The 12,207-nt window shown below is 70.9% G+C and carries 7 protein-coding genes; 2 read left to right on the top strand and 5 right to left on the bottom strand.

Features of this window, described 5'->3' with window-relative positions:
- Positions 1–20: 20 nt before the first annotated feature.
- The gene (locus tag GA0070620_RS03355) at positions 21–2,360 is read left to right on the top strand and encodes a heavy metal translocating P-type ATPase (protein WP_091588481.1); all 2,340 of its coding nucleotides are present in this window, start codon (positions 21–23) and stop codon (positions 2,358–2,360) included.
- 108 nt (positions 2,361–2,468) lie between these two features.
- Here GA0070620_RS03355 and GA0070620_RS03350 read toward each other — a convergent pair whose 3' ends face one another.
- The 5 genes from GA0070620_RS03350 to GA0070620_RS03330 all read right to left on the bottom strand — a co-directional run bounded on the left by GA0070620_RS03350 (position 2,469) and on the right by GA0070620_RS03330 (position 8,108).
- Positions 2,469–3,320, bottom strand: a complete 852-nt coding sequence (locus tag GA0070620_RS03350) for a sugar phosphate isomerase/epimerase family protein (protein ID WP_091588478.1) — start codon at positions 3,318–3,320, stop codon at positions 2,469–2,471.
- 7 nt (positions 3,321–3,327) lie between these two features.
- Positions 3,328–4,509 carry an ABC transporter substrate-binding protein gene (locus GA0070620_RS03345; protein ID WP_231922198.1) on the bottom strand — a complete coding sequence of 394 codons (1,182 nt, stop codon included), beginning with the start codon at positions 4,507–4,509 and terminating at the stop codon, positions 3,328–3,330.
- Positions 4,510–4,521: 12 nt separating this feature from the next.
- Positions 4,522–5,505 carry an ABC transporter permease gene (locus GA0070620_RS03340; RefSeq protein ID WP_091588476.1) on the bottom strand — a complete coding sequence of 328 codons (984 nt, stop codon included), beginning with the start codon at positions 5,503–5,505 and terminating at the stop codon, positions 4,522–4,524.
- 2 nt (positions 5,506–5,507) lie between these two features.
- Entirely contained in the window at positions 5,508–6,482 is a 975-nt protein-coding gene (locus tag GA0070620_RS03335) for an ABC transporter permease (RefSeq protein ID WP_091588473.1), read from the bottom strand.
- 114 nt (positions 6,483–6,596) lie between these two features.
- Entirely contained in the window at positions 6,597–8,108 is a 1,512-nt protein-coding gene (locus GA0070620_RS03330; RefSeq protein ID WP_091588471.1) for a sugar ABC transporter ATP-binding protein, read from the bottom strand.
- Positions 8,109–8,625: 517 nt separating this feature from the next.
- Here GA0070620_RS03330 and GA0070620_RS03325 point away from each other — a divergent pair.
- Positions 8,626–12,171 (top strand): ThuA domain-containing protein, encoded by a 3,546-nt coding sequence (locus tag GA0070620_RS03325; protein ID WP_091588468.1) that lies wholly within the window; start codon positions 8,626–8,628, stop codon positions 12,169–12,171.
- Positions 12,172–12,207 lie beyond the last annotated feature (36 nt).

Below are 12,207 nucleotides of genomic sequence, written 5' to 3'. Positions count from 1 at the left end.
GCCGCTGAGACGATCCGCAGGTGGGGGCGGAACCGCGCGAGTGCGTGCCGGAACGGCCGACCCGGCGACGTCGGATCGACTGGCGGGTGTGGGCACCCCTCACCCTGCTCACCCTCGCCCTGCTGATCGGTGTCGGCTTCCGGCTCGCCGACCGACGGGACGCGGCCGACCTGGTCTGGGGGGCGGTGACCCTGGCGGCGCTGCTGCCGGCGGCCTGGGCGATGCTGCGGCAGCTGTGGCACCGGCAGTTCGGGGTGGACGTGATCGCCGTGCTGGCGCTGGTCGGCACGCTGCTGGTCCGGGAGTACCTGGCCGGCGCCGTCATCGCCGTGATGGTGGGCACCGGGCGGGCCCTGGAGGGGTACGCGCAGCGCCGGGCCACCCGTGACCTGCGCGCATTGCTGGAACGGGCCCCCCGGCAGGCTCGGCGGCGCACACCCGACGGCGCAATCGAGGTGGTGCCGCTGGACCGGGTCGCGGCCGGTGACCGGTTGCTGGTGGGTCCCGGCGACGTGGTGCCGGTGGACGGCACGGTCGAGGAGGCCGCGACGCTGGACGAGTCGGTGGTCACCGGCGAGTCGCAGCTCGTCGACCGCGCCGAGGGTGAGCAGGTGGCCAGTGGTGTGGTCAACGCCGGCGCCGGCTTCGGGCTGCATGCCACGAGGAACGCGGCGGAGAGCACGTACGCCGGGATCGTCCGGCTCGCCGAGGAGGCGACCGCGCGCAAGGCGCCGGTGGTCCGGCTCGCCGACCGGTACGCGGCCGCCTTCGTGCCCTTCACCCTGCTGCTGGCCGGCGTCGCCTGGCTGCTGACCGGCGAGTTCCTGCGGGCGGTGGCGGTGCTGGTGGTGGCCACTCCCTGCCCGCTGCTGCTGGCCACCCCGATCGCCATCGTCTCCGGGCTGTCCCGGGTGGCCCGACGGGGGGTGCTGATCCGGGAGGGCGGGTCGCTGGAGCTGCTGGGCCGCGCCCGCACCCTCCTGATGGACAAGACGGGCACGCTGACCGCCGGCCGTCCGCGCGCGAGCGAGGTCGTGGCCGCTCCGGGCGGCGACCGGGACGAGGTGTTGCGGCTGGCCGCCTCGGTCGAGCAGCTCTCCCCCCACGTGCTGGCCGCCGCCCTCGTCACGCTGGCGCGGGAGCGGGGCCTGCGACTGGCCGAACCGGCGGACGTCACCGAGGAACCGGGGCGCGGGGTGACCGGCCGGGTGGACGGCCGTCTGGTGCGGGTGGGCCAGTTGACCGGTGAACCACAGGAGTGGGCGCGGCGGATCCGGGAGCGCGCCGAGCTGGCCGGGCGCTCCACCGTCTGGGTCGGTGACGACCGCGGCCCGTTCGGCGCGATCCTCCTCGAGGACCCGGTGCGACCGGACGCCCGGCGTACCGTGCGGCGGCTGCGGGAGGCCGGCCTGACCCGGCTGGTCATGGTCACCGGTGACCGGCCGCGCACGGCGCGACAGGTGGCGCAGCTGGTGGGCGTCGACGACGTGATCGCCCAGTGCTCGCCGCGGGAGAAGGTCGACCGGGTCCGGTCGGAGGCCGGGCGGGCGGTCACCGTGATGGTGGGCGACGGCGTCAACGACGCGCCCGCCCTGGCCGAGGCGCACGTCGGCGTGGCGATGGGTGCCACCGGCGCGACCGCGTCCGCCGACGTCGCCGACGCGGTACTCACCGTGGACCGGCTCGACCGGCTCGCGGACGCCGTCGAGATCGCCCGCTACGCGCGCCGGATCGCGATCCAGAGCGCCGCGGTCGGGATGGGTCTGGCGGTGGTGGCGATGGTGGTCGCGGCCCTCGGCCGGCTGCCCCCGGTCGCCGGCGCGTTCCTTCAGGAGGGCATCGACGTGCTGGTGATCCTCAACGCGTTGCGGGCGCTCCGCGGCGGACTGCGCCACCGCGGCGTGCCGCCGGAGACCCGGGACCTGCTCGACCGGTACGCCGGCCAGCACGCCGGGGTGCGGGAGGCGCTGGCCCGGCTGCGGGACACCGCGGACCTGGTGGCGACCCGCCCGGACGCCCCAGAGTGCGTGCCGGCGCTGCGCGAGGTGCACCGGCGGTTCACCGACGAGGTGCTGCCACACGAATCGGGCGAGGAGCGCCGGCTCTACCCGGCGCTGGCCGGCCCGCCCGGTGGCGACGAGGCGACGTCGACCATGAGCCGGCAGCACGTGGAGATCAGCCGGCTGGTTGACCGCGTCGGCGGTCACCTCGCACACCTGCCCGACGGGCGGTTGCGCCCCGACGAGGTGCCCGACCTGCTCGCCGCCCTGTACGGGTTGGACGCCGTGCTGCGGCTGCACCTGGCCATCGAGGAGGAGGACTACTTCTCCCTCAGCCCCACCGACGGTCCACCCCGTTGACGGCGCACGACCCGGGGGCGGGCCGGGCCGGTCGGCCGGGCCCCACCCCCGGGCGCGGGCAGTCGCGCAGGCTCCACCGCTGGTCGGCGCCACTGCCCCGCTACGCGCTCAGCCCAGGACCCGCCGCAGGTAGGTCAGGCCGTCCAGCGCGAGCCGGTCCTGCGACGGGGCGAGCGGACGCCAGATCGAGGCGGCGGTCGCGATCGTCTCGTTGTCGGCGGTGAACGACTCGATGCAGACCGGGCCCCGGTAGCCGGTCGCCGCCAGGGCGGCGGCGAACCGGGGCCAGTCGAAGTGGTCGCTGCCGGGCGCGCCACGGTTGGTGCCGCTGACCTGGACGTGCTTGAGGTACGGCCCGGCGAGGGTCAGCGCCGCGTACGGGTCGGCCTCCTCGATGTTCAGGTGGTAGGTGTCGAGCATGATGCCGACGTTCGAGGGCAGGCCGTCGATCAGCTCGATGGTCTGCTCGACGGTGTTGACGACGCTCGTCTCGTACCGGTTGAGCGCCTCCACACCGATCGCCACACCCCGTTCGGCGGCGTGGTGGGCGACCGGTGCGACCGCGCGGCGGAAGTCCGCGTAACACTCGGCCCGCGCCGTCGGGGTCATGCGCCAGGTGCGGCCGACCGACGCGTAGACCGGACCGCCGACGCAGGGTGCGCCGACAGCGGCGGCGCTGTCGACGCACCCCTTCAGGTACGCCACGGTGCGCTCGACGACCTCCGGCGAGGCGTCCACGAGGTCCCGTCCCGGCGGGGTGACCGCGCAGACGCCGGCCGCGACGAGGCCGTGCGCGGCCAGCAGGTCGCGGGTACGGATCGGATCCCAGTCACCGGGCTGTTCGATCGGCAGTTCGACCGCATCGAAGCCGAACGAGGCGATCCGTGGGACCAGCTCGACGAGCGCGTTGTCGTCGACCGGCGACGCCCACACCCAGGGGTTCACGCCGATGGCGTACACCGGTTACCTACTTCCAGCGCTGCGGATAACCGGGCAGGTCGGTGCAGCCGCACATCGCGTAGTGCAGCGGCGGCATGCTCGCGTCCAGGTACTGGTCCAGGTTCTCCTGGGTGATGGTGGGCTGGGGCAGCTTCCAGGGGCTGGACACCTGCTCGCCGTCGAGGATCCGCAGCGCGGCGATGATCGGCGTACGCCACTGGTAGGTGGGGTAGGTCGGCGCGATCGCCGTGAGGTTCTTGTCCTTCCAGATCTTCAGGAAGTCGAGCTGGTCCTCACCGTTGATCGGGGGGACGGGCTTGCCCGCGTCCTGGAACGCCTCGACCGCCGCGACGGCGACCGCCCCGGCGTCCATCCAGACGCCGTCGATGGTGCCGTGCCGCTGGATGTAGTCGTCGACGATCTTCTTGGTCTTGGCCGGGTCACCATCGGTGAACTCGACACCGACGACGTTGACGCCCGCCTTGTCGAAGGCGACCTTGGCCGCCGACCAACGGGTCTCCAGGACGTCGACGCCGGGCAGGATCCGCAGGGCGAGGACCTTGCCGCCGGGCTTCATCTTCTGGCTGACGAACTCGGCGCCGACATGACCGAAGCCGTAACCGCCGATCGGGTTGATGAACGTCACCGGGCACTTCGTGTTGACACCGCGGTCGAAGACGATGACCGGCAGCCCGGCCTGGCAGGCCGCCTCGACGGCCGGGGTGAGCGTGGCGGTGGTGTTCGGCGAGACGATCAGCGCGTCACAGTCCTTGCCGAGCAGGTCGTTGATGTCCGCGATCTGCTTCTGGTCCTTGCCCTCGGCGTCGACGTGCACGAACTCACTGATCCGACTGCGCTGCGCCTCGACCTCGGCCTGCATGGTCTTGAACCCGACCTGACGCCAGGGGTTGTTCAGGGCCGCGTTGGAGAAACAGATCTTGTGCGGCCCCTTCTTCTTGAACTTGGCGGTGTCGACCATCGTCGGGTTGAGCACCTGCTCCCACGGCTTGTCCGCCGGGCCGGTGGGGCTGGCGGTGAGCAGCGACAGCTCGGCGTCGTAGTCGGCCTGCACGAAGAACTTCGACTGCTCTCCGGTGCCCGATCCCGCGGCCGGGGCACTGCCCGACGGGCTCGCGACCGGCTCGTCGGTGGCGCAGGCGGTGAGGGACAGCAGGGTGACGGCGGCGAGGGCCGTGATGGATCGTCGCACTATGTTTTCCCCTTATCTCGACGAAGAACGCGTTGCCGAGACCGCCACGGCGAGCAGGATGATCGCGCCCTGGACGGTCGATCTGAGGGCGCCGGAGACGCCGTAGAAATTCATCAGGGCGAACAGCAGTTCGAGGGTCAGCGCACCGAGCATCGCGCCGACCACCGCACCGCGCCCCCCGCCCAGCGCGACGCCACCGAGCACGACCGCGGTGATCGCGCCGAACTCCAGACCCGCACCGGCCTGGAACGACACACCGCTGTAGCCACCCAGCAGGATCGCCGCCACCGCCGCCGCGAGCCCGCTGAGGATGAAGGCGACGGTTCGGGTACGCCAGACGCGCACCCCGCTCAACTCGGCGGTGCGCGGGTTGTCGCCGACGGCGACCAGCGTCCGGCCGAAGTCCGACCGCATGAGCAGCACGGCCGCGACCGCCAGGGCCACCAGGACCAGCAGCGCGTACGGCACCCGGCCGAGCACCGGCACGTCCTCGAAGGCCCGCCGACCGAACCGGCGGAACTCCTCGGAGAGCGCACCCTTCGGGGCACCGTCGGACCACAGGTAGACCGCGCCGAAGAGGATCAGGAACATGCCGAGGGTGGTGATGAACGAGGGCACCCGCAGCCGGGTCGTGACCAGCCCGTTCACCAGCCCGACCAGCGCTCCGAAGACGAGCAGGAGCAGCACCACCGGCCAGGTGCGGGCCGGGTCGCCGTCGATCAGCCGGGCGGCGACCACCACCTGCGCGGTGACCAGGGAGCCGACCGAGAGATCGAACTCGCCCGAGACGATCACGAAGTACTGGCCGGCGGCGAGCAGGATGATCGGCGCCGAACGACCGAGGAAGGACATGAGCGACGGCGGGCTGAGGAAGTCGGGCTGCCGGATACCGACGAGCACCAGCAGGACCACGAGGATCGCGAAGATCGGCAGCACCCCACCGGGGCGGGCCCGGGGCAGGCGCAGCGGCAGCGAACGGGACTGAACGGTCTGCATGGTCAGGAGCCCGCCTTTCGCATTGCCCGCCGGGCGTAGACGGCGACCGCGGCGATGATGATGGCGCCCCGGATCACCTGCTTGAAGAAGGCGTCGACCTCGAGCTGGTTGAAGATGGCGTCGATGCTGGCGAGCAGCAGCACCCCGCCGACCGTGCCGATGACGCCGCCCCGCCCGCCGGCGAGGGCGGTCCCGCCGATCACCACCGCGGCGATCGACTCCAGGTCGTAGAGGCCCTCCGTGCCGACGCGCGGCGCGCCCGAGCCGAGCCGGCTGGCGAGGTAGATGCCGGCGAGCCCGGCGCACATCGAGCACAGGACGTGCGCGGTGACCAGGACGCGGTCGTTGCGGACACCGGAGAGCCGGGCCACCTCCGGGTCCCCACCGACGGCGACCAGATGGTGGCCGAAGCGGGTTCGCGTGAGCGCGAACCAGACCGCCGCGGTCACGGCCAGCAGCAGCAGGAACGACACCGGTACCGGCCCGACGCGCTGGTACCCGAGCGACTGCACGAGCGAGGGCGCGGTGGTGCCCGCCGGGCCGTCGTAGCCGTTGTCGAGGTAGCCCCTGAGCAGCAGCCCGACGCCGAGGGTCGCGATGAACGCGTTGACCCGGAGCTTCGTGACGAGGATCCCGTTGAACAGCCCGATGCCGGCGCTGACGGCGAGCGCCAGGCCGACCGCCGGCAGCACCGCGCCGTCGCTGCCGTTCATCGTCTCGGCGGCGACGAGAGTGCTGAGGCTGATCACGTACGCCACGGACAGGTCGAGCGAGCCGCCCAGGATCACCAGGGTCTGGCCGACCGCGACGAGCCCGAGCCCCGCGGCGACGTGCAGCAGACTCACCGTCGTGGACTGGTTGAACAGCTGACCGCCGTCGAGCAGGACGACCAGCCAACCGATCGCCAGGGTGAGGGTCAGGGCCACGAAAACGCCCGGTACGGGGCGCCGGGCCGGCAGGAGCGACAGGACGCTCACCGGGTCATCTCCGTTCGCGACTGCGGGGCTCGCAACCCCGGCTCACTCCTCGCGCTCACCGGGTCATCTCCGTTCGCGACTGCGGGGCTCGCAACCCCGGCTCACTCCTCGCGCTCACCGGGCCGCCTCCCGGACCGTGCCGACCGCGAGGGCCACGACGTCTTCCTCGGTCGCGCCGGCGGGCAGCTCTCCGGCGATCCGGCCGTCGCGCATGACGACGATCCGGTCGCTCATCCCCAACAGCTCGGGCAGGTCGGACGAGATCATCAACACGGCCGCGCCGTCGCGGGCCAGGCGCCGGATGAGGTCGTGGATGGCCGACTTCGCTCCCACGTCGATGCCCCGGGTCGGCTCGTCGAAGAGCAGGATCCGCGGGTTCACCGCGAGCCACCGGGCCAGGACGACCTTCTGCTGGTTGCCGCCCGAGAGAAAGCGGATCTCCTGGTCGTCACCGGCGGCGCGGACCTCCACCGCGGCGAGCAGATCCCGTACCCGTTGGGTGCGGGCCGCGCGACCGGAGCGGGCCGCGAACACGGCCCGACTGGCGAGCAGCGCGTTGTCGAGCACCGACTGCCGGGGCACGATCCCCTCCCCCTTGCGGTCCTCGGTGACATAGGCGACGCCGGTCCGCATCGCGGCGCGTGGGGAGCGCAGCCGTACGGGCTTGCCGTCCAGCGTGACGTCGCCGGTCGTGAACGGGGAGACCCCGAAGAGCGCACGGGCCAGCGCCGACCGTCCCGAGCCCTGCAGACCGCCGACGCCGAGCACCTCGCCGGCCCGCATCTCGAGGTCGACGCCACGCAGTTTCCGGTTCCCCGCGTCGCGGACGGTCAGTCGCACCGCGCCGACGTCACCGGCCGCTGCCCGGTCCGGGTAGTAGCTGGACAGTTCGCGGCCGACCATGTGTCGCACCAACTCGTCCGCGGTGGTGTCGGCGGTGTCGACGGTGGTGACCCGCCGGCCGTCCTTCAGGACGGTGATCCGACCGGACAGGTCGAAGACCTCGGTGAGTCGGTGCGAGACGTACAGCAGGCCGATCCCCCGCCGCTGGAGCCGGCGCACCAACCCGTAGAGGAGTTCGACCTCGTGGTCGGCCAACGCCGCGGTCGGCTCGTCCATGATGAGCAGTCGCGCGTCCAGGGCGAGCGCCTTCGCGATCTCGACGACCTGCTGCTGCGCGACGCCGAGCCGTCCCACCCGGGCGTCGGCCGGAAGGCCGGTCTCCCCGATCGAGGTGAGCAGATCAGCGGTGCGGTCGAGCATCGCGCGACGGTCGACCAGCCCGCGGCGCACCGGCTCGTGCCCGAGATAGACGTTCTCCGCGACGGTGCGCTCCGGCAGGAGGTTGAACTCCTGGTGGATGATGCCGACACCCGCTCGTTGGGCGTCGCGCGGGCCGCGGAACACGCGGGCTTCACCGGCGAGCTCGACGGTGCCCTCGTCCGGGACGTATCCACCCGAGACGATCTTCATGAGGGTTGACTTCCCGGCACCGTTCTCGCCGACGACGGCATGGACCTCGCCCGGCGCGACGTCGAGGTCGACACCGTCGAGAACGCGTACTCCCAGGAAGGACTTGCCGATGCCCCGAAGGGTGAGCAACGGCGCGGGCCGTGGGTCTGACATCCAAAAGCCCTCACAGACAGTAGCGATTAGCAGGAGCCGTGCATCGCGCCGGACTCGTTCGAGGCGCTGAACCACAGAACTTTCGCAGCGAACTGCGAGGGCTTACGTCTTTTCGGAGCAAACATTCGCTTGACACCGACGAAACATCACACGTATGAAGATAGATGTTTGGATGCGGGTCCGCAATCCTCCACCTGAGCCGACTGCCAGGCCCGCCGCTCGATCGGCACCGGCGCCGCGCCGAGCGGACGGATGCGGCTGCCGTCACAAACCGGCGGAAGATCGGACGTCTCTCCATTCATTGACAGTGGTCTATGAGTGGCCCATCCTGGCCTCGCGGACGACGGGACCAGAAGCCAGTCAAGGTCACGCTGTGTGATGTTCCTGCGGAGCTGAGGGCCGTTGCGGCGGACGGCTCGACGACCGACCAACACACGCGCGCGTCCGGGCGCGGCCTCGACGCGGCGTCGGGGCCCGTGGTCGCCATCGGAGTTGCCCGCCGACCCTAGGAGACGGCATGCGTCGCACCACCTTGATCATCGCCACGATCGCCGGCCTGTTACTGTCACTCGGCCTCGCACCACCCGCGTCGGCGGCTCCGGCCTTCCGCGCCCTGTTGTTCACCAAGACCACCGGCTACCGGCACGACTCGATCCCGGCCGGGATCAGCATGTTCCAGCAGCAGGCCACCGCCAACAACTTCGAGCTGGTGCACAGCGAGGACGCGAGCGTCTTCACCCCGGCCAACCTCGCGACGTTCGACGTGCTCATCATGTTCCAGACCTCCGGCATGGTCTGGACCTCAGCCGCTCAGCGTCAGGCCGTGGAGGGCTTCCTCGCCAGCGGCAAGGGCATCGTCGCCATCCACAACGCCACCGACATGGGTATCGAGGGCGAATACCCCTGGTGGGACCAGACCGTCAACGGTGGCGCCCACATGCCCGAGCACTCCCCCGGCGTGCTGCCCGGCACCGCCATCGTCGCCGACAAGCAGCACCCGTCGACGACCGGCCTTCCGGACCGCTGGAACCGCAGCGAGGAGTGGTACAACTTCGACACCAACCCACGCGGCAACGTGCACGTCCTGGTGACCGCGGACGAGCGCACGTACAACCCGGGATCCCGGGCAATGGGCCCGGACCATCCGATCTCCTGGTGTCGGAACGCCGCCGGCGGCCGAGTGTGGGCGACCGCGATGGGCCACGCCATCGCGTCCTACAGCGAGACGAACTTCCGCGACCACGTGCTCGGTGGCGTCCGGTGGGCCGCCGGCAACGCGCCCGGAGACTGCGGCGGCACCGTGTGGGGCAACTTCGAGAAGCGCACCCTCGACGACAACACGGTCGACCCGATGGCCCTGGCCGTGGCGCCGGACGGGCGGGTCATCTACGTGCAGCGCGGCGGCCAGGTGAAGATCTTCAAGCCCTCCACCAACAGCACGGTGACCGCCGGCACGTTGAGCGTCTACACCGGAGGTGAGGACGGGCTCACCGGCCTGGCGTTGGATCCCAACTTCGCCACCAACGGGTACGTGTACCTCTACCACTCGCCGGCGAGCAGCAGCACCGACATCAACCGCGTCTCCCGCTACACGCTCAGCGGCGACACCCTGAACATGTCCAGCGGTGTGACGATCATCGACATCCCGGCGTACCGGGACCGCACCTTCCCTGAGCCCGGCCACACCGGCGGGTACATCGAGTTCGGCCCGGACGGCAACCTCTACATCGGCACCGGCGACGACACCCCGCCGAACCTCGACCCCAACTGGCAGGGCTACGCCCCGCTGGACTGGCGCCCGGGCAAGGCCAACCTCGACGCCGCCCGGACCGCCGGCAACACCAACGACCTGCGCGGCAAGCTGCTGCGCATCAGGCCCTCGGCCAGCGGCGGATACACCATCCCCAGCGGCAACCTCTACGCCCAGGGCACGGCGCAGACCCGGCCGGAGATCTACGCGATGGGCTTCCGCAACCCGTTCCGCTTCTCCATCGACCCAGCCACCGGATGGGTCTACCTCGCCGACTATGGGCCGGACCGCAACCCGCCCACCACCAACCGGGGACCCGAGGGCCTTGTCGAGCTCAACGTGATCAAGGCACCCGGCAACTACGGCTGGCCGTTCTGCCACGGCGACAACCAGCCCTACGCGCCGTTCAACCCGGACACCGGCGTGGTCGGCGCGAAGTTCAACTGCAACTCGCCGGTCAACAACTCCCCCAACAACACCGGCCTGACCAGCCTGCGACCGATCGTCGCGCCCAACATGTGGTACGGCTACGGCGCCTCGCCGACCTTCCCGGAGCTCGGGTCCGGCGGCTCCGCGCCGATGGGCGGACCGGTCTACCGGTACGACGCGTCGAACCCGTCGGCCACCAAGTTCCCGCCCTACTACGACGGCGTGCACTTCTTCTACGAGTGGTCACGCAGCTACCTCAAGGAGGTGCACTTCGACTCCGCCACGGCGGTGACCCGCACCAACCCGTTCCTGCCCAGCACGCGGTTCAACAAGCCGATGGACATGGAGTTCGGCAGGGACGGCTCGCTCTACCTGTTGGAGTGGGGCACCAACTTCGGTGGCGGCAACAGTGACTCGGGCCTCTACCGGATCGACTACATCCAGGGCGGCCGGTCCCCGATCGCCAAGGCCACCGGCACGCCGACCAGCGGTAGCGCGCCGCTCACCGTCCAGTTCAGCAGTGCCGGCACGGCCGATCCGGACCCGGGCAACACGCTCAGCTACCTGTGGACGTTCGGCGACGGCACCACCTCCACCGCGGCCAACCCGTCGAAGGTGTACACCACCAACGGCAACTACACCGCGCAGTTGAGGGTCACCGACAACACCGGTAAGACGGGCTTCGCCAACGTCCAGATCACCGTCGGCAACAGCGCACCGGTGGTCACCATCACCACTCCGGGCAATGGCGGCATGCTCACCTTCGGTGACCGGGTGTCGTACCAGATCACCGTGACCGACCCGGACGGCGGAACGATCGACTGTTCGAAGGTGGTCCTCAACCCGGCGCTGGGCCACGACGACCACGCGCACGAGACCACGGAGTATCCGGGCTGCTCGGGCACGATCTCCACCGACCTGCTCGGTGGGCATCCCGACGGCGCGAACCTCTTCTACGTGCTGAACGCGCGGTACACCGACAGCGGTGGCGCGGGCGGCGCGGCCCCGCTGACCGGCACCGCGCAGGCGATCCTGCAGCCCAAGCACAAGCAGGCCGAGTACTTCAGCAGTCAGTCCGGCATCCGGGTCGTCGACCAGGCGGCGGCCGAGAGCACCAAGCGCGTCGGTGACATCTCCAACAACGACTGGATCGCGTTCAGCCCGATGAACCTGACGGGGATCTCGACCGTCAGCTACCGACTGTCGTCGCCGTCCGGTGGCGGATCGATCGAGTTGCGCGCCGGCTCGCCGACCGGCACCCTGCTGGCCACCACTCCCGTGCCCAGCACCGGTGGTTGGGACAACTACCAGTCCACCGCGCCGGTGAGCGTGTCCGCCCTGGCCGGGACGCAGACGCTCTACATGGTGTTCAAGGGCAGCGGCAACAACTGGTTCGACCTGGACTCGCACACGTTCGGCGGCGCGGGCGTCGGCGTACCCAGCACCGGTGGCGTGGCGGGACGGACCTGGACGGTCACCGCGCAGCACAGCGGCAAGCTGATGGACGTCAGCGGCGTCTCCACCGCCGACGGCGCCCAGATCCACCAGTGGGCGGCCACCGGTGGCAACAACCAGAAGTGGCAGGCCGTGGACGCCGGCGGCGGAGCCGTCTACCTGAAGGCCGTCCACAGCGGCAAGTGCGCCGAGGTGATCGGCGGCTCCACCGCCGCCGGCGCCTTCCTCCAGCAGGCCACCTGCACCAACAGCAATCCGCAGAAGTTCACGGTCACGGCGACCGCGACATCGGGGGTGTACACGGTGCGGAGTCTGCCGAGCGGGCTCTGCCTGGACGTCAACGGCGGGGCCACCACCGACGGAGCGCGACTGTTGCAGTGGACCTGCCACGGTAACGCCAACCAGCAGTGGCGCTTCACCCTGGCGTGACGAGCCCTCGCCGCAGTGGGTGAGCGCCTGGTCGGG

It is taken from the genome of Micromonospora krabiensis, assembly GCF_900091425.1.
GTDB classification, from domain to species: Bacteria; Actinomycetota; Actinomycetes; order Mycobacteriales; family Micromonosporaceae; genus Micromonospora; species Micromonospora krabiensis.
The sequence above is the reverse complement of the archived record's forward strand: the minus strand, read 5'-3'. Positions and strand labels throughout refer to the sequence as shown.

What these genes read in the sequence shown, in the direction of transcription:
- GA0070620_RS03340 (WP_091588476.1), bottom strand. Translation starts at nt 5,505, where the DNA reads ATGCAGACCGTTCAGTCCCGTTCGCTGCCGCTGCGCCTGCCCCGGGCC.
- GA0070620_RS03330 (WP_091588471.1), bottom strand. Translation starts at nt 8,108, where the DNA reads ATGTCAGACCCACGGCCCGCGCCGTTGCTCACCCTTCGGGGCATCGGC.
- GA0070620_RS03325 (WP_091588468.1), top strand. Translation starts at nt 8,626, where the DNA reads ATGCGTCGCACCACCTTGATCATCGCCACGATCGCCGGCCTGTTACTG.